Origin of the sequence: Proteus sp. FZP2095 (genome assembly GCF_023701425.1) — a bacterium.
GTDB classification, from domain to species: domain Bacteria; phylum Pseudomonadota; class Gammaproteobacteria; order Enterobacterales; family Enterobacteriaceae; genus Proteus; species Proteus cibarius.
The window spans coordinates 856,258-873,826 of record NZ_JAMQBJ010000001.1 but is presented as its reverse complement, the minus strand read 5'-3'; the positions used below and the strand labels follow the sequence as shown (position 1 = coordinate 873,826).

Annotated in this window: 16 protein-coding genes and 1 pseudogene; 12 read left to right on the top strand and 5 right to left on the bottom strand. The window is 36.6% G+C overall.

The window, feature by feature from the left end; genetic code table 11:
- Positions 1–21 precede the first annotated feature (21 nt).
- The 11 genes and pseudogenes from NBG71_RS04200 to NBG71_RS04150 all read left to right on the top strand — a co-directional run bounded on the left by NBG71_RS04200 (position 22) and on the right by NBG71_RS04150 (position 10,268).
- Positions 22–1,032 carry a LacI family DNA-binding transcriptional regulator gene (locus NBG71_RS04200; protein ID WP_075673106.1) on the top strand — a complete coding sequence of 337 codons (1,011 nt, stop codon included), beginning with the start codon at positions 22–24 and terminating at the stop codon, positions 1,030–1,032.
- A gap of 82 nt (positions 1,033–1,114) precedes the next feature.
- Positions 1,115–1,969, top strand: a complete 855-nt coding sequence (locus tag NBG71_RS04195; RefSeq protein ID WP_075673105.1) for an AraC family transcriptional regulator — start codon at positions 1,115–1,117, stop codon at positions 1,967–1,969.
- A gap of 130 nt (positions 1,970–2,099) precedes the next feature.
- Positions 2,100–2,813, top strand: a complete 714-nt coding sequence (locus NBG71_RS04190; RefSeq protein ID WP_075673104.1) for an AzlC family ABC transporter permease — start codon at positions 2,100–2,102, stop codon at positions 2,811–2,813.
- The gene (locus tag NBG71_RS04185; protein WP_075673103.1) at positions 2,810–3,124 is read left to right on the top strand and encodes an AzlD domain-containing protein; all 315 of its coding nucleotides are present in this window, start codon (positions 2,810–2,812) and stop codon (positions 3,122–3,124) included. Before NBG71_RS04190 ends, NBG71_RS04185 begins: the two co-directional genes overlap by 4 nt.
- Positions 3,125–3,371: 247 nt before the next feature.
- A pseudogene (locus tag NBG71_RS04180) lies at positions 3,372–4,668 on the top strand (ribokinase).
- A complete protein-coding gene (locus tag NBG71_RS04175; RefSeq protein ID WP_250916561.1) occupies positions 4,668–5,612 on the top strand; it encodes a tripartite tricarboxylate transporter substrate binding protein in 945 nt (314 codons plus the stop codon). The pseudogene NBG71_RS04180 and the gene NBG71_RS04175 overlap by 1 nt, the downstream one beginning before the upstream one ends.
- A gap of 31 nt (positions 5,613–5,643) precedes the next feature.
- Positions 5,644–6,081 (top strand): tripartite tricarboxylate transporter TctB family protein, encoded by a 438-nt coding sequence (locus NBG71_RS04170; protein WP_075673100.1) that lies wholly within the window; start codon positions 5,644–5,646, stop codon positions 6,079–6,081.
- Positions 6,082–6,096: 15 nt separating this feature from the next.
- Complete coding sequence (locus NBG71_RS04165) at positions 6,097–7,587, top strand: tripartite tricarboxylate transporter permease (protein WP_075673099.1); 1,491 nt, start codon at positions 6,097–6,099, stop codon at positions 7,585–7,587.
- Positions 7,588–7,734: 147 nt separating this feature from the next.
- On the top strand, positions 7,735–8,730 hold the full coding sequence (locus NBG71_RS04160) for a dihydroxyacetone kinase subunit DhaK (RefSeq protein WP_075673098.1): 996 nt from the start codon (positions 7,735–7,737) through the stop codon (positions 8,728–8,730).
- Between the two features lie 2 nt (positions 8,731–8,732).
- The gene (locus tag NBG71_RS04155) at positions 8,733–9,338 is read left to right on the top strand and encodes a dihydroxyacetone kinase subunit L (RefSeq protein WP_075673097.1); all 606 of its coding nucleotides are present in this window, start codon (positions 8,733–8,735) and stop codon (positions 9,336–9,338) included.
- Between the two features lie 18 nt (positions 9,339–9,356).
- Complete coding sequence (locus NBG71_RS04150; protein ID WP_075673096.1) at positions 9,357–10,268, top strand: dihydrodipicolinate synthase family protein; 912 nt, start codon at positions 9,357–9,359, stop codon at positions 10,266–10,268.
- 121 nt (positions 10,269–10,389) lie between these two features.
- On the opposite strand, the gene NBG71_RS04145 is transcribed toward NBG71_RS04150, so the two are convergent.
- From NBG71_RS04145 to NBG71_RS04130, 4 genes are all read right to left on the bottom strand, one after another.
- Positions 10,390–11,358: a threo-3-hydroxy-L-aspartate ammonia-lyase gene (locus NBG71_RS04145; RefSeq protein ID WP_075673095.1), complete on the bottom strand. Its 969-nt coding sequence runs from the start codon at positions 11,356–11,358 to the stop codon at positions 10,390–10,392.
- The gene (locus tag NBG71_RS04140; protein ID WP_075673094.1) at positions 11,351–11,752 is read right to left on the bottom strand and encodes a RidA family protein; all 402 of its coding nucleotides are present in this window, start codon (positions 11,750–11,752) and stop codon (positions 11,351–11,353) included. Before NBG71_RS04140 ends, NBG71_RS04145 begins: the two co-directional genes overlap by 8 nt.
- Positions 11,753–11,876: 124 nt before the next feature.
- The gene (locus tag NBG71_RS04135) at positions 11,877–12,653 is read right to left on the bottom strand and encodes a type III secrection system effector, WxxxE family (protein WP_164530498.1); all 777 of its coding nucleotides are present in this window, start codon (positions 12,651–12,653) and stop codon (positions 11,877–11,879) included.
- A 206-nt stretch (positions 12,654–12,859) separates the two neighbouring features.
- Positions 12,860–14,275 carry an MFS transporter gene (locus NBG71_RS04130; protein WP_099660405.1) on the bottom strand — a complete coding sequence of 472 codons (1,416 nt, stop codon included), beginning with the start codon at positions 14,273–14,275 and terminating at the stop codon, positions 12,860–12,862.
- A 93-nt stretch (positions 14,276–14,368) separates the two neighbouring features.
- Here NBG71_RS04130 and NBG71_RS04125 point away from each other — a divergent pair, with 93 nt between their 5' ends.
- Positions 14,369–15,019, top strand: a complete 651-nt coding sequence (locus tag NBG71_RS04125) for a helix-turn-helix transcriptional regulator (RefSeq protein WP_075673091.1) — start codon at positions 14,369–14,371, stop codon at positions 15,017–15,019.
- Positions 15,020–15,104: 85 nt separating this feature from the next.
- Here NBG71_RS04125 and glgP read toward each other — a convergent pair whose 3' ends face one another.
- Positions 15,105–17,558, bottom strand: coding sequence for a glycogen/starch/alpha-glucan family phosphorylase (gene glgP, locus NBG71_RS04120; RefSeq protein ID WP_223672263.1), 2,454 nt, complete (start codon positions 17,556–17,558; stop codon positions 15,105–15,107).
- Positions 17,559–17,569 lie beyond the last annotated feature (11 nt).

Here is a 17,569-nt window from a genome sequence, read left to right as displayed (position 1 = left end):
GGGACATTAAGTAGAATAATAGTGAAAAAACAAAAACGTATCACGATCACCGATATTGCAAAATTAGCGGGTGTTTCAAAAACAACGGCAAGTTTAGTATTAAATGGCCGTGGTAAAGAGATGCGAGTATCTGATGATACTATCGCGCGTATTACGACTATAGCTGAACAATATCAATATCAGCCTAATATTCATGCTCGCTCTTTACGTGATAATCGTAGTTATGCATTAGGGTTGGTTATTCCTGATATAACTAACTATGGTTTTGCTTCTGTGGCGTATGAACTAGAAATATTATGCAGAGAAGCAGGTATTCAATTACTTATTTCCTGTACTGATGAAAATGCGGCTCAAGAAACACTGGCGATAGAACATCTATTATCACGACAAATCGACGGTTTAATTGTCGCCTCATGTTTACAAAGTGATGTTGAATATCAGCGTTTGAGTAAACAAATACCTGTTGTGCTATTTGATCGGTATTTTGAAGGAACAACACTGCCTTTTGTTGTCACAGATTCAACAACCACGACACAACAACTCATTGAAGAGATTGCTTCAACAAAAGGTATTGATGAGCTTTACTTTTTAGGCGGGCAATCAACGCTTTCACCGACTAAAGATCGCCTTTTAGGTTTCACCCAAGGGCTTTCACAAGCAAATATTAATTTGAAATCAGAGTGGATCATTCATGGGCATTATCACCCAAGTTCTGGTTATGAAATGTTTGGCTCTTTGTGTGCATCACTAGGACGAGCGCCTAAGTTTATTTTTACTTCTGCTTGTGGCTTATTAGATGGAGTGTTGCGCTATCTAAGTCAAAATAAACAGATGCAAAATGAAGTCTATTTGGCAGGTTTTGATGATCACTATCTTTATGATTCATTATCAATCCCCATAGATACAATTGCTCAAAATAACCCCGAATTAGCCTCACACTGTTTCCGACTGATTATGGGATTAATTAACCAGACAAATTTAGGATCTTATCAAATTTTTGTTCCAGCAAAAATTCATCAACGACATGAGTAAGACTGAGCAATTTTATGCAATCATCAGTATAGTGTTTATGATACAAGCTGATGATTTTTACTGTTGATGGAGTCAATATTCAATGCGACAAGAGCAGGCTAAACTTATTCACCTTCCTGAGCTTAATAGCCTTGCTTATCTGCAAGCTGAATATTTGCATCAAACTTTCTCTCGCCATACTCATGAAGGCTTCTGTATTGGTGTAATTGATGATGGCGCACAACAGTTTTATCGCACAGGAAGCGAACATATCGCACCTAAAGGCGATATCATTATTGTCAATGCAGATGAAATCCACACAGGCTCATCTGCGGTTGAATCTGGCTGGGCGTATCAAGCTATTTATCCCACACCGGAATATCTGCAAACATTAACGCGTGATTTACAGCAAGAGCGTGGTTCAACGCCGTGGTTTCCTGATGCCGTCATTCACGATCCGGGTTTAAGTCAGCAGCTTTTATTGTTTTTTTCATTATTAGAGCAACCCAATAATTTTCTACTTAAAGAGTCTTTGTTACTTTCAACAATGGCAATGTTGATATTGCGTTATAGCAAAACACGAATTCAAGAAAAGCCGTTGAGTGCAATAGGGCAGCGGTTGCAATGGGTCAGTGAATTAATGAATGACACACCTGAAAATGAATTTTCACTTAATACCTTAGCCGAGATGGTAAATTTAAGCCCTTGGCATTTTTTACGTCAATTTAAAAAAGAAATTGGCATGACTCCCCACGCTTGGCTTATTCAAGCGCGAATTCGCAAAGCAAGACAATTGCTTTCTTTAGGTCATACGCTTTCTGATGTTACACAACTTTGTGGTTTTTCAGATCAAAGCCATTTTCATCGCCATTTTAAAAATGCCATTGGTGTCACGCCGGGTAATTATTTAAAAGGGCTTCGATTGTCATCCTCTTTAAAATCCCCTTTATTGTCATAAAAAATAAATGATAGTAAAAAAGTACAGCGTAATAAAAAAACAAAATAGCAATTTTATACAATCCCATTTATCTTTACTGACTGATAATCATTCTCCATAGAATTAATGTATTAGAAGTGAAGACGGGTAAATGGAAAAAATCAAAAATAATAATGAAGATAGGCAAGTAATGCGTGCTTTCGGCCTTGGTGCTTTGCATGTTTTGCCTTTATGCCTTGCGGTTATTCCTTGGGGAATATTAGCAGGATCAATGGCCGTTGATGCAGGGTTAACCTTTGCACAAAGTATCGGAATGTCTGCAATTATATTTGCAGGGGCAGCACAACTAGTCACGTTAGGATTAGTGGTTTCTGGTGCAGGAATGCTGACCATTATTGTTTCTGTTTTTTTTATTACAGCACAACATCTTTTATACGGATTGACCTTACGTCCACATGTTGCCCATTTAAAATGGTATCAACGTATTACGATAGGATTTTTATTAACGGATGAGCTTTTTGCAGTTTCAGCACAGCCGAAAGTAAAACTCACACCCGCTTATATGATAGGTGCGGGATTATGTTTTTATTTAGCGTGGGTTGCTGTCAGTATTGTTGGCATTATTATGGCAAGCCAAGTTTCTGATTTATCTCGTTATCATCTTGATTTTTCTATTGTTGCTACTTTATTAGCGATTGTAATTCCGTTAATAAAAACATTTAGTACGTTAGTCGGCGTTATTGTCTCTTTTTGCCTCTCGATTATTTTTAGTTGGTTGAATATAGAAGGTGGCGTAGTTATTGGTGGGTTAACAGGCATGTTTGTTGCTGTTTGTGTAGCTAGGGCAAGAGGAGAACAAAAATGACATGGTCGTTATTATTAATTTTGGCGCTGGTCATTTTCATGTTGCGTTATTTCTTTCTTGAACCGGCGATCCCCGTCAAATTACCGTCAGTGATCAGACAAGCATTAGGATATTCTGCACCTTGTTTATTAACGGCAATCTGTGCGCCAATCGTGCTGTTAGAAAAAGGAGAATTCAAAGGTATTTTAGATAATCCTTATCTTTGGGGAACCTTATTATGTGTAGGATTAGCGCTTAAAATACGTAATACCTTAGTGGTGGTTTTACTCACATTAGTGGGCTTTTATCTGCTTAATGCCTTGTTAAACTAAATACCACGGTGATTTTATTTAACATGACATTTACATTTTAAAATTATCATTTCTGTAATAATATAAGTCGTTATTTTATCAGCCGTCGTTGAACGGCTGATCCTACCTCTCTTTTCTTAATCACCATTCTTTATTCGACTCGTTTCACCTCTCATTTTTAACGTATACCAATTGATATTGTGTTAAAGAAATGTGATCTAAATTGCTTCGATTTGGTTTTGCTTTTGTTTTTGGTTTTTTGTTTTGAATGCCATCGCAGAATCACTCGCCTAATCTTCTTATTCTCGTTATCAATGATACGGAGGCACTTTATATGTTTTCAGAAGAACGGCGGCAGGAAATTTACACCATCATCAGGGAACAAAAGAAAGTTAAAGTGGCTCAACTTGCGGAGAAATTCAGTGTCACATTGGAAACTATCCGTAATGATTTGAAATACCTTGAAGGAGAAGGGTTGATCAAACGTTGTCATGGTGGCGCCATACTAGGGAAACAAGAAATTAAAAAAATAAGTAAATTTAGTGATAGTTTTGATATTTCATGTTTATTGCACGATTTATTAATCGTGAGAGAACGTAAAGATAGAAAGCCTGAAGGCAAAGTCTGTGTGCTTGGGTCATTTGTAGTAGATATTATTGCCAATGTCGATTCTTTTCCAAAAGTTGGTGAGTTAATTAACTCTAAAAGTAATTCGATAGGCCCTGGTGGCAAAGGAACAAATCAGGCAATGGCTGCCAGTTTTTCTGATGCGAAAGTACACTTAATAACGAAAGTGGGTGAAGATCATTTTAGTAAATACGCTTATAAATATTTACAAGAAAGTGGGATTGATTCTTTTACTATTTTTCAAACAGAAATAGAACCGACAGGTAGTTCAATTAGTTATTTAGCAGATAGAACACAAAATAATATTACAGCGACTTATTTAGGTGCGAACAATACATTTTCAGATCAAGAGATTGATATTTCTTTGCCTTATGTAAGTGAAGCTGATGTGTTATTGCTTCAAGGTGAAATTAATATAGAAGCCAATATTAAAGCCGCACTGTTTGCAAAATCAGTTAATAAAACAGTCGTACTTAATGTTGCACCTTATAACGAAAACCTAAAGCAACTTTATTCAAATCTTGATTTTATTACCTTAAATGCAAACCAAGCATCACATTGGGCTGACATTGAATGACGCTAAACAGGCTATTGGCATTATTTCAGGTGATGAAAACAAGAAAGTCATTATCTATATGGATGAGCTTGGTGTGGTTTATTTTGATGGACGAGCCACATTTCATATACCCCCTATGCCATCGTTGCGAGTGGATACGATGGCTGCCACGGATGCTTTTAATGGCGCATTTGCTTCAAAAATAGCAGCGGGAGGTACGATGCATGAGAGTGTATTATTTGCCAGTGCTTTCCTCTCTGCATTTATAGAACAAAAAGGCGTAACAGCAATGCCTGTGCTTTCTCAAGTCCAGGCTCGCCTTAAATCAAGGCTCGAAGATATTCGACCACAAATAATCTGCAATGAGAAAAGGTGCATATAATGAAAAAAACACTTCTGGCATTTACCCTATGCAGTTCCATTTTTACACTTCCGGCTTTTGCTCAATACCCTGAAAAGCCGATTACTATTGTTGTTCCTTGGGCGGCTGGAGGTAACACAGATACCGTTGCACGCCTAGCGGCTAAAGGACTACAAGAAGAGTTGGGTGTAACCGTTAATGTGATAAATAAAACTGGCGGTAGCGGAGTTGTAGGTCACGACGCAATTAAAAATGCAAAGCCCGATGGTTACACTCTGGGTATTGCAACAGTTGAAATTACCATGATGCATCATCAGGGAATGACGAATTTAACTTATCAAGATTACACACCGATCACACGTCTTGCTGTAATTTATGGTGGGTTACAAGTTGGAAAATCTTCGCCATTTAAAAATGCACAGGAAATTATTGATTACGCGAAAGCAAATCCGGGCAAGTTAAAAGCATCGGGTAGTGGCTTAAATTCAATCTGGCATCTCAATACTATTGGTATGTTACGTGCTGCGGGATTACCTGATAACGCCATTCGCTTTATTCCATCTCAAGGTGCAAGTGCTGCATTACAAGAGCTTGCTTCAGGTGGTGTTGATATTGTGACTTCTTCATTAGGTGAAGCGGACAGCATGGTAAAAGCTGGATTAGTGAAACATATGGCAGTTATGTCAAATGAGAAATCGGCTTTTTATCCTGATGTACCGTTATTCAAAGAAGCCACACCTTATAATTGGGATCTGCAAGCGTGGAATATGCTAGTTGCGCCAAAAGGACTAGATAAAGAAGTACAAGATAAACTCACTGCAGCAATGAAAAAAGTGTATGCCTCTGGTGAATTAGCCGAGTTTGCAAATAAACAAGGTTTTGAAGTTATCGAATTATATGGCGATCATGCCACTCAATTTATGGCCAATGAAGATAAAAAGTTTGGTGAAATTATAAAGAAATAACTGAGGAAACGGCTGAACAACAGCCGTTTTTATGCCTATGCTAAATCGTCATATTCTATCGCTAATATTTTGTTGCTTTGGTTTATTTCTTATTGTTTATAGTGCGTATTCATTAGGTGACTTTAGTGAATATGGTGCCGCGTTTATGCCTTCTATTATTGGCGGTGGCATGATTATCTTTTCGTTAATCGATATATTTTCACGTGATCAAGAAAGTGATATTCCATTAGTTTCATGGCATGAAATCAAATTTGTTTTATTAATTATTGGTATTATTCTTTTTTATGTTTTTGCATCGGATTATCTAGGTTTTATTTTAACAGGTTTAATTATTACAGCACCGTTAATGATGAAATATGCAATAACAAAACCTATATACAGCTTTATTATTTCAGCCAGTGTGGTGTTAGGAGTGTATTACTTATTTACCGCTGTACTGTTAGTACCGCTACCTCAGCTATTTTCATAAATAGAGAACAACAGTATGGATATATTAATTAGCGCCCTTGCTTATATTGATTACACAACAATACTTGTCATTATTGGTGCTTGTTTATTTGGCTTATTTGTTGGTGCAATACCCGGGTTAACATCAACAATGGCCATCGCATTAATGGTGCCATTTACTTTTTTTCTCGATCCCATACCTGCATTAGCCTTAATGATTTCTGTCGGAGCCTCTTCTATATTTGCGGGTGATATTCCTGGCGCCTTATTAAATATTCCGGGTACGCCAGCATCAGCTGCTTATACCAATGATGCTCACACTTTAGTGAAAGAGGGCAAAACAAACCGTGTACTGGGCATGTCGTTAACAAGCTCAGTGATTGGTGGCGTTATTGGTACGATTATATTAGCATCCACAGCGCCAATATTAGCTGAGTTTGCTTTAAAATTTAGTTCTTATGAATATATGTGGCTCTCTTTAATTGGGCTCAGCTGCGCAACCATAGTTTCAGGTTCACATATTCGAAAAAGCTTATTAGCGCTGTTCTTTGGTATCGCACTAGCCACTATTGGTTACGATGAATTTACCGGACAAGCTCGCTTTACTTTTGGTGAAGTCTCTTTAATGCAAGGAGTAAGCTTTATTCCAGCAATGATAGGATTATTTGCAATTTCAGGTGCAATTAAATATTACGTTGAACGTTGGAAAGAAAAGCAAATTACGCTAAACGAAGTGAATGCCGAAAATAACTCTTACAATATTTTTAAAGGGGTTGGTGGCGTTGTTCGCCAACGTAAAGGTGGTATTTTCCGTAGCGGAATAATAGGCACATTAATTGGTGCTTTACCAGGTGCTGGCGCCGATATTGCGGCATGGATCTCGTATGCTGTTTCAAAGAAGCTCTCTAAAAAACCAGAGAAATATGGTCATGGCTCTGAGGAAGGTATTGTTGATGCTTCAGCGAGTAATAATGCAAGCTTAGCAGGAAGTTGGATCCCATCTTTAGTCTTTGGTATTCCGGGCGATTCTGCAGCTGCAATTATTATCGGTGTATTATATATGAAAGATATGCAACCGGGGCCAACACTGTTTTTATTCAATCCTGATAAGTTGTATGCCGTTTTTATTATTTTCTTTATCGCTAACCTAATTTTATTACCGATTGCTTTTATTGTTGTCAATTTATTGAAAAAGATTGTTGCTATTGATAATGCGATTATCTATCCAGCAATTATCTTATTTAGTCTTGTCGGCTCTTACGCAATCACAAATACGATGTCTTCTATTGTTGTTATGTTGGTAATGGGCGTTATCGGTTATTTCCTTCAAGAACGAAAATTCCCAATATCACCGATTATTTTGGGCATGATCTTAGGGCCAATGTTAGAAAAGAATTTACTTTCATCATTAATGAAATCTGATGGTGACTTAACTAATTTCGTTAACAGACCTATTTCGATGGTATTAGCAAGTGTATTTCTACTCATTGTAGTAATGCAAATTAGAGGTGCATTTAAAGCTAAATAAATAACCTATTTAATACTCATATTTATTATTAAAAATTTAATCATAGAGAGATACTTTTTTAAGTATCAGGGAAAACTCACCTTAAATAAAATCCGTTTGCTTAAGGTGTCAGAAATCAGCAGATAAATAAAAATATCGGGTGATCACATGAAAAAAATATTAAATAAGCCAGAAAATTATGTCGATGAAACATTAGCAGGTTTATGCCTTGCTCATAGTGATATTTATCGCCAACCACAGCCAAGATTGATTACTCGTTCGAAAAAAGCAGATAAGCCCAAAGTGGGGATTGTAACTGGCGGTGGTTCAGGTCACTTACCTGTATTTACCGGATATGTCGGTGAAGGGTTACTCGATGCTGCCGCTGTAGGTGATGTTTTTGCTTCGCCTTCAGCAGATTTAATGGCCGATGCCATTCGTGAAGCCAACAATGGCTTAGGTGTATTGCTACTTTATGGTAATTACGGTGGCGATATTATGAATTTTGATATGGCGACTGAAACGGTTGATTTTGAAGATGATATTCGTTGTACAACTGTTTTAGCCGCTGATGATGTGGCTTCAGCAAAACCAGAAGAAGCGCACAAACGTCGTGGTGTTGCTGGGATGATCTATGGTTTTAAAATGGCAGGCGCCAAAGCAGAAGAAGGTGCAACGCTTGATGAAGTTACGCGTATTGCTCAAAAAACGATGGAAAATACCCGAACTATTGGCTGTGCGTTGACATCTTGCACCTTACCCGCAGTAGGTCATCCTACTTTTGAAATTGGTGAAGATGAAATGGAAATGGGGATGGGGATTCACGGTGAACCAGGAATTTGGCGTGATAAGTTACGTAGTGCAGATGATATTGCACAAGAGATGTTTGAGCGTCTACAAACGGAATTATCATTAAAAACAGGGGATAAAGTCTCTGTATTAGTTAACTCTTTAGGCGCAACGCCATTAGAAGAGCTTTATATTCTGTACAATAAAATTGCACAACTGATTAATAAAACAGGTGCGACTATTGTGCATCCATTGGTTGGTCGTTATGCCACATCTATGGAAATGACAGGGGCAAGCTTAACATTGTGCAAATTAGATGATGAGCTAGAAGCTTTGATGAATGCACCAGCTCATTGTGCATTCTGGAGAGTATAACGATGAATATTACACTTGAAATGCTCAAACAAGCGGTTGTGCGTATCGCCATCGCTTGTGAGCAATCTCAATCTATGCTTTGTGAAGCCGATAGCCGCCTAGGTGATGGGGATTTAGGGATCACCATGCAAAAAGGCTGGCGACAAATTGCCGACGATTCACAAGATTGGCCTGATGATCTCAGTAAAGCACTTTTTCAATGCAGTAAATCATTACAAAAAGCCTGTGCTTCTTCTTTTGGTACATTGCAAGCAACGGCTTTTATGGCAATGGCAAAATATTGCAAAGAAAACCAGCTTCAAGAAATACCGTCCTCTGACATTTCACCGCTATTAACCGTTGCCTATCAAAGCATGATGGCGAGAGGAAAAGGGGAATTAGGGCAAAAATCCGTACTCGATATTCTTTACCATTTATCTGAAGCGCTAAAAACAACTTTAGCTATCGATAAACTAAAAACAACCGCATTACAGAGTATCAATAGCACGCTTGATGAATACCGCCAAAAACCTAATTTATTAGGTCGAGCTCGTATGTTCCCAGAAAAATCTATTGGTTTAGATGATCCGGGTATGTTGGCAATTAAAGTTATTGTTGAAGCAATCTGATTTAATAAAGGTCTTTATATGAAAAAATTATTTGGCGTTACAGTGGCAATGGTTACTCCGTTCGATTTGAACGATCAAGTGGATATTAAAGCGTTATCTGCATTAACTGAAATGTTAGTAACCAAGGGCGTTGATTGCCTTTATCCTTGTGGTACAACAGGTGAGATGTTGCGTTTATCTGCGTTAGAACGTAAAAATGTTGCGAAAACCGTTGTCGATACAGCGAATAAACGTTTACCTGTCTTTATTCATGTTGGTGCAATGACATTAAATGAAACCATTGAATTAGCCAAACATGCTGTTGAAATTGGTGCTGATGGTATTGGTGTGGTGACACCACAATTTTTTGGTGCAACGGACAGAGAATTAGAAAACTATTTTGTGACAGTGGCAAACAGCGTACCAGATAATTTCCCTGTCTATCTGTATAACATTCCACAATGTGCCGCAAATAATATCAAGCCTGAATTAGCGGCAAAAGTACAACAACAGTGTAAAAATGTAATTGGTATTAAATACAGTTTTGCTGATAACAATACAACATTAAGTTATCTTGCAGTTGCAGAGGGGTTTTCAGTTCTTCACGGCTACGATAAATTATTCTTAGGGCTATTAGATGCAGGTTGCGATGGTACAGTTTCAGGTTGTGCTTGTGTGTTCCCTGAGCCATTTGTGAATATGTATAAAGCCTATATTGCAGGTAACTATCAAGAAGCGAAACATTGGCAACAATTTTGTGTGAAATTTAGTGATGCACTTAAGTCTGGTGCGAATATGGCAATATTTAAATCAGCATTAACTATGCGTGGTTTAGAAGGTGGTCATATGCGTTTGCCACAACTTGATTTATTATCTGAAGAAAATCAACAATTAAAAGAAAATCTAACTCAACTATGTAAAGAAGCAGGTATCACTTTTTCACTTAATTAAACAGTGATCAAATAAACGTCCCCGTTATTTTAGTTGATTGGTTGTATGTTGATCCTTTTAAGCAGTATAGGCTTTTCTATACTGCTTTTTTAATATAAGGACATACATAAGGCGCAATGGTTTATTGTGCTAAAAAGTGACCGTATTGTGCGATATCGACATTACCGCCACTGATAATAATACCGATTTTTTTACCTTTTAATTTATCACCAAATTGACGAGCAGCCGCTAAACTTAAACAACCCGTTGGCTCTACAATTATTTTCATTCGCTGGGCGTAAAACTGCATAGCTGAAATTAACTCTTCATCTGTTGCAGTTAAAATATCGTCCACATTGTTGCGAATAATCTCAAAAGTATAATTGCCTAGGTGCTGAGTTTGCGCGCCATCTGCAATTGTTTTCGGGGTATCAATATGAATGATTTCGCCTTTGCGTAATGATTGTTGTCCGTCATTTCCTGCTAAAGGTTCAATGCCAAATACTTTACAATCAGGTGAAAGGGCTTTGGTTGATAATAAAGAACCAGAAAGTAATCCACCACCACCTAATGGAACAAATAGCATATCTAATTCACCAACTTCATCGAACAGTTCTTTGGCAGCAGTACCTTGCCCCGCAATAATATGAGGGTGATCGTAAGGTGGAATTAATGTTAGGCCTTCTTTTTGTGCTAATTGTTGCCCAATTTCTTCGCGATCTTCCGTATAACGATTATACGTGATCACTCGACCACCATAGCCTTTTGTTGCTTCCATTTTTGCCTTTGGTGCATCTTCAGGCATGATAATTGTTGCAGGAATACCTAATAGCTTTGCCGATAAGGCAATTGCCTGAGCATGATTACCCGATGAGAAAGTCACAACACCATTTTTACGTTGTTGATCATTAAATTGAGATAACGCATTCATCGCACCACGGAATTTAAACGCTCCCATTCGTTGAAAGTTTTCACACTTAAAATAAAACTGTGCTCCTGTTAGCTCATTAATCGTACGAGAGGTTAAAACAGGTGTTTTATTAAGATAAGGTAGAATGCGTTGATGGGCTTCCGCAACATCTTTATAGGTAGGAATAGACAACTTATTCATAAGATTGCTCCTTGATCACCACGGCTTCAATTTCAATTTTGCTTCCAAAATGTAATTCTTTTACGCCAGCGACTAATCTTGCGGGTCTATGTTCGCCAATCCATTTTGCATATAACTCATTAACAACGGGCCATTCATTAATATCAGTCACATAGACTTTTACTTGAGCAATATCGGTTTTCTTTGCATTTATTCCGAGAAGACAAGTATTTAAATTTTCAAGTACTTGTGTGATTTGAGCTTCAACTGGCTTGTTTGCCAATGGATTTCCTTGTTTATCTAAAGGCAATAGTCCAGAAATAAACGACATATTATTTGCAGTAACAACATGAGAGTAATGCCCACCAGGGGAAGAGAGGGCATCAATATTTTGTAGTGTAAGATGTGATGTCATTACGGTTTCCTATTTCACTTAAATTAGATAAAATGTATATCTATTTATACATAATGTCTAATGTTAGATCAATAGTTCAATTGATATTTTTTTATTTAAATCCATTAACAAGAAGAATAGATGCTTAGTTTTTATTTTTAATTATTTTTTCAGTTAAATCATACGTATCTTTAGCTAGATTAGTGAAATTTATGGGATGATGTTTATCATTGTAGAATAAGGTGTTATATATGGCTTTAGCCATTTTATTGTAGATGGCTCCTTTTGCCTCTGCTATTAAATAATTTCTATTCATTTGATTTTCTTCATTTTTATTTTTAAGGTATTTATTTCTAAGGTATTTACTTTTAAGGTATTTATTTTTAAGGTCTTGAACATTATCTTCTTTGCATATTTCTAATGAATCTATTTTTTTAGTGATTTCATTGTCATTTAAAAGCATTTGAACAATAGAGCTTTGTGCACTCTTAATATCTGTGTTTATTTTATATTTTTCACTAATAACATTAAATATCTCTTTTTTTTCCTTAGTAGTTATTCCACATTGATTTTCTATACAAAATTGATCAATTTTTTTATTGATAACACTAGATGGGAATGTAATTTTTTCTTGATCTTTCCATTTAATAATCTCATCGCTTATTATTATTCTATTATATTTATCTATAGGGTGTAGATATTCCTCAACTAAGCTTAATAGTAGTGATGTTGATATTTCTCTACTAATGGTATTTATATCAAAACTTATTGATGTTTTTTTATTACTTAAATTTATAGATGTATTTTTTGCACTATCAATACTTTTCATCAACGTCTGATAACCGATGTTATAATCATTATTAATTGACGTAATATTTTCTTTTTTATTTAGTATGTTAGTTTCTAATGGCTTTAAACTCATTTTATTACCTATAATTATGTAAATATTATATCTAATATTAATTTCATTAGGCAATAATTCTTTTAAAAATTAACCAGTACATTTTGTTCTATACTAGAAATGAATAAAATTTGTAAGAATTATTTTAGAAAAAGAAGTGAAAAAATAAAGAAAATGAAAAGAGGCACTTTAAAGTGCCTCTTTATTTAATCTAATTTAATCAAGATTCAATAAGAACAACGCGTTATTTTCCATGCAGTGTAAATCGCCATTAACGGTGCTAATGCTAGAAATAAAAATAGAGCAGATGCAGAAGTAGAGAGCCCTTCAGGAGTACCACTATTAAAGCCATTTAAATTGACTATCATACCTGCAAATGCAGAGCCTAACGCGGTTGCAAATAGTTGTACAGTTGTGATAGAGGCACCTGCAATATCTTTATCTTGCGTGGAAGCCGCTTGTAATATACGTGTTAATAGGTGAGGCCAACCAAAACCAATGCCATAACCCACTAAGAACAAAGCAAATAAAATAATAAAAAGACTAACCACGTTTTCCGATTGCAGTAATGGGTTTGGAATAACAAAAGCCAACACAAGCAAACCGATAAAAACAATAATAGGGCCGCTTAAAATACTAAAACGCATTTTAGCACCTTGCCAACTTGCGCTAATTACTTCAGCAACTGTCCAGCCTAATGCCATTAATGCACTCATATAACCTGAAGCTAAAGGCGTTTGCATATGTAAGCTTTGTAGATAATAAGGGACAAAGATCTCACAAGTCATGCCAATGGCTAATAACGAAATAGTTAAATACAAAAGGGCATGTAAAGAGAGACCTTTAAACGTATTAGTGGGTAGCAACCGAACAGTAAGGCGTTTCTCACAAAATATAAGCACACCAATTAAACCAAACACAACCACGATACTCAGTAAATTAATGGTAAGTGAGGAAGAAAGACTACCAGATGAAATAAGCAAAACGGCGGCCGTTAAAATTATTAACTGAAGATAAGGTAGGCTTTGTGAGGTTGATTTTGGAGCATCATTGTCATTCTTGGGTAAGATAACCCACAGATAAATGCCATAAAAAAGCATAATAGGTAACATAATACCAAAGGCATAACGCCAAGCATCTAATTGAGCAAAAATACCGCCAATAGCAGGGCCAATTAATGTAGCAACACCCCACATACCTGAAATTAATGCCATTGCTCTTGGCCATAATGCTTGATCGTAAACGATATTTACCATGGCGTAAGAAAGCGCAAATAAAAGTCCACCACCAAGTCCCTGAACAAATCGACCAATTAGCATCACTTCCATTTTAGGTGCAATTGCACACAACAAACTACCAATAAAAAATAATACTGTACCGGCTAAATAGGCACCTTTAGCGCCCAATAAGCTGAGTAAGCGAGCAGACAATACTGAGCCAATAATTGAAGCGGCTACAAATAGCGTGGTATTCCATGCATATAATCCCATTCCACCAATATCAGTTACAACAGAAGGCAAAATAGTGGTTGCCATTAAAATATTAATCGCGTGGATCACAACACCAAAAGAGAGGGCAAAGGAAATAGCACCATTCCGCCCTGAAAAGAGATCACGCCATTGGCTATTATTATTTGGGTGCATTAGAAAAAATATCCTTCTTTTATTGCTATTACGACATAGCTTCGTTAAATTACCAAGGTAAATCTTGGATAAATAAATACTGAGACGCTTAATATGTCAAGAAAAAACTTGGAATATAATTATCCTGCTCAACGTACTGTTGGCGATAAAATTCTATTTTTAATTAAAAAACATGGGCCTATGCAAGCAAATGAGGTTGGGCAACGTCTTGGTACAAGTAGTGAAGCGGCAAGACAACAATTTGTAAAACTTGCTAACGCAGGATTTGTTGAAGCGATAACCGAACCAAAAGGTGTTGGAAGACCTATTCAATATTGGCATTTAACCGAATTAGGTCAGAAACAATTTCCTGATACTCATGCTGAATTAACCGCTCAGATTTTACTGACTATTCGTGAAGAATTGGGTGAAAGTGCTATCGAAAAAATTATTTTAGCACGAAAGAAACAGAGTTATCAGCGCTACACACAAGCAATAAAAGATTCAGATGAACTCACAGACCGTTTAGATATTTTAGCCACACTGCGTAGCCAAGAGGGCTATATGGCACATTGGGAGCAAGTAAAAGATAACGAGTATCTTTTTATTGAAGATCATTGCCCAATTTGTGCAGCAGCTAAAGTGTGCCAAGGTTTTTGTAATACAGAGAAAGAGCTATTTTCTGAAACACTAGGGGTAGAACTACAACGTGTTGAATATATTTTAGAAGGCGCAAGACGTTGTGCCTACCGTATTAAAATCTAATTTTATTTAAGCCTTAAACAATAAAAGAAAAAACCGCGCAATAAAGCGCGGTTACTGTTCTATCCTTAGAAATTTAGCTTAATTTTTACAATGTAATCGCAGAAGCTTTCCAAATTCGTTGCATATATTCTGTTACCGCACGATCAGCAGAAAAATAGCCCATTTGGCAGATATTTAACGCGGACTTTTTCAACCAAGCCTCTTCATCTTGATAAAGCACATCAACATTATCTTGCGTATCGACATAGCTACGATAATCGGCTAATACCTGATAATGATCACCAAATTCAATTAAGCTATCGAAAATTGATTTGTATTTATCAGGGCAAGTTGGATTAAAGAAGCCATTAGCGATTTGGTTAAGCGCAGTATGCAACTCAACATCTTCATCGTAATAACGACGAGGGGAATAACGTTGCCTTAACTCTGCCACTTCTTGTGCATTGTGACCAAAGATAAACATATTATCAAAACCAACATGCTCACCAATTTCAATATTAGCACCATCAAGCGTGCCAATAGTTAATGCACCATTTAGGGCAAATTTCATATTCCCTGTACCAGAAGCTTCTGTTCCTGCTAATGATATTTGCTCAGATAAATCTGCGGCAGGGATAATGTGTTGCGCTAAACTTACGCCGTAGTTAGGAATAAAGATCACTTTTAATTTATCTTTAATACGCTCATCATTATTAATCTTACTGGCAATATCGTTGATAAGATTGATAATCTTCTTCGCATTATAATAAGCTGATGCTGCCTTACCCCCAAAAATAAATACGCGAGGCACCCAGTTTTTCTCTGGATTTTCTAAAATGCGATTATAACGAGTGATAATACCTAACACATTGAGAAGTTGGCGTTTATATTCATGAATACGCTTGATTTGTACATCAAACAGCGCATCAGGGTTAATATCAATATTTAAATCTTCCTTAATGATCTGCGCAAGATTTTGTTTATTGATCCATTTTGAATCTTTTAATTGGCGCAAGAAATTTTTATCTTTCACCAATGGCATTAATTCACCTAACTGCTCTAAATTGGTTCGCCAATTCGTACCAATATGGCTATCAATTGCTTTAGAGAGAGAAGGGTTTGCTAACGCCAACCAACGGCGTGGTGTGATCCCATTGGTAATATTGCAGAATTTCTTAGGATAGATCATCGCAAAATCAGCAAATAAAGATTGCACCATTAATTGGCTATGAAGCTCAGAAACACCATTAACCTGATGACTAATAATAACCGCTAACCATGCCATACGAACATTTCGGCCATTCTCTTCATCTATAATAGAAACACGACGTAATAAGTCGTTATCGTTAGGGAATAGTTCTCTAACTTGTTTTAAGAATTTATCATTGATTTGGAAAATGATTTGTAAATGGCGAGGAAGCGAGCGACCAAGCATATCAACAGGCCAAGTCTCTAATGCTTCACCCATTAATGTATGGTTGGTGTATGAGAATATATGAATGGTTTGTTCCCATGCTTCATCCCAACTAAATCCATGATTATCAATCAGCTGACGCATTAGTTCAGGGATAGCAAGAACAGGGTGAGTATCATTAAGATGAATTGCAATAAAATCTTTTAGATTATCAAAGCGTTGATGCAGATGATAATGACGTTGCAAAATATCTTGAACAGAAGCACTGACTAAGAAATATTCTTGTTGTAAACGCAACATTTTACCTGATGTTGTTGAATCATCAGGGTAAAGAATACGAGAGATATTTTCAGAGCGATCTTTAGCCTCTGTTGCCTCTAAATATTCACCTTTATTAAATTTACCTAAGTTAAACGCCACATTTGATTTAGCTGACCATAAACGAATGGTATCTGTCGCTTGTGTGTTATAACCCGGAACAATAGAGTCATAAGGTTGTGCCATTACGTTGAAAGTATCAACCCAATAATTTTTCTCACCTTCTTGCTGTAAACGTCCGCCAAAATCTACTTCAAATTGCAGATCATGACGAGGGAATTCCCATGGATTACCTTTTTCAAGCCAGTTATCCGCAACTTCATGTTGTTCACCATTCTGAATTTGCTGGCGGAACATTCCGTATTCATAACGAATACCATAACCTGTAACGGGATAACCTAATGTGGCACAAGAATCAAGGAAACAAGCAGCCAAACGACCTAAACCACCATTACCTAAACCAGGATCGGGCTCAAGTTCGATTTGTTTCTCAAGATCAAGGCCTAACTCTTTTAATGCCTCTTTAACTTCGTGATAAACACCTAAAGAGAGCATGGCATTGGTTAAAAAACGTCCCATGAGAAATTCCATCGAAATGTAATAAACTTGTTTTACTTTCGGTGAAAGCTCTGCTTTGGTTGATTTTAACCAGCGTTCAACTAAACGGTCTCTAATAGCGTAAGAGGTTGCATTTAACCAATCTGTTGGTGTTGCATATTTTGGCGACGTACCAACAATAAACATTAGTTTATAAACAATAGAACGCTTTAATGATTCAATATCCTTATCAGGTGATAAATAATCAAATTCACATAAATTTTTCATCATAAATCTCTTTT

What these genes read in the sequence shown, in the direction of transcription:
- NBG71_RS04195 (WP_075673105.1), top strand. Translation starts at nt 1,115, where the DNA reads ATGCGACAAGAGCAGGCTAAACTTATTCACCTTCCTGAGCTTAATAGC.
- NBG71_RS04190 (WP_075673104.1), top strand. Translation starts at nt 2,100, where the DNA reads ATGGAAAAAATCAAAAATAATAATGAAGATAGGCAAGTAATGCGTGCT.
- NBG71_RS04185 (WP_075673103.1), top strand. Translation starts at nt 2,810, where the DNA reads ATGACATGGTCGTTATTATTAATTTTGGCGCTGGTCATTTTCATGTTG.
- NBG71_RS04175 (WP_250916561.1), top strand. Translation starts at nt 4,668, where the DNA reads ATGAAAAAAACACTTCTGGCATTTACCCTATGCAGTTCCATTTTTACA.
- NBG71_RS04170 (WP_075673100.1), top strand. Translation starts at nt 5,644, where the DNA reads ATGCCTATGCTAAATCGTCATATTCTATCGCTAATATTTTGTTGCTTT.
- NBG71_RS04165 (WP_075673099.1), top strand. Translation starts at nt 6,097, where the DNA reads ATGGATATATTAATTAGCGCCCTTGCTTATATTGATTACACAACAATA.
- NBG71_RS04160 (WP_075673098.1), top strand. Translation starts at nt 7,735, where the DNA reads ATGAAAAAAATATTAAATAAGCCAGAAAATTATGTCGATGAAACATTA.
- NBG71_RS04155 (WP_075673097.1), top strand. Translation starts at nt 8,733, where the DNA reads ATGAATATTACACTTGAAATGCTCAAACAAGCGGTTGTGCGTATCGCC.
- NBG71_RS04150 (WP_075673096.1), top strand. Translation starts at nt 9,357, where the DNA reads ATGAAAAAATTATTTGGCGTTACAGTGGCAATGGTTACTCCGTTCGAT.
- NBG71_RS04145 (WP_075673095.1), bottom strand. Translation starts at nt 11,358, where the DNA reads ATGAATAAGTTGTCTATTCCTACCTATAAAGATGTTGCGGAAGCCCAT.
- NBG71_RS04140 (WP_075673094.1), bottom strand. Translation starts at nt 11,752, where the DNA reads ATGACATCACATCTTACACTACAAAATATTGATGCCCTCTCTTCCCCT.
- NBG71_RS04135 (WP_164530498.1), bottom strand. Translation starts at nt 12,653, where the DNA reads ATGAGTTTAAAGCCATTAGAAACTAACATACTAAATAAAAAAGAAAAT.
- NBG71_RS04130 (WP_099660405.1), bottom strand. Translation starts at nt 14,275, where the DNA reads ATGCACCCAAATAATAATAGCCAATGGCGTGATCTCTTTTCAGGGCGG.
- NBG71_RS04125 (WP_075673091.1), top strand. Translation starts at nt 14,369, where the DNA reads ATGTCAAGAAAAAACTTGGAATATAATTATCCTGCTCAACGTACTGTT.
- glgP (WP_223672263.1), bottom strand. Translation starts at nt 17,558, where the DNA reads ATGATGAAAAATTTATGTGAATTTGATTATTTATCACCTGATAAGGAT.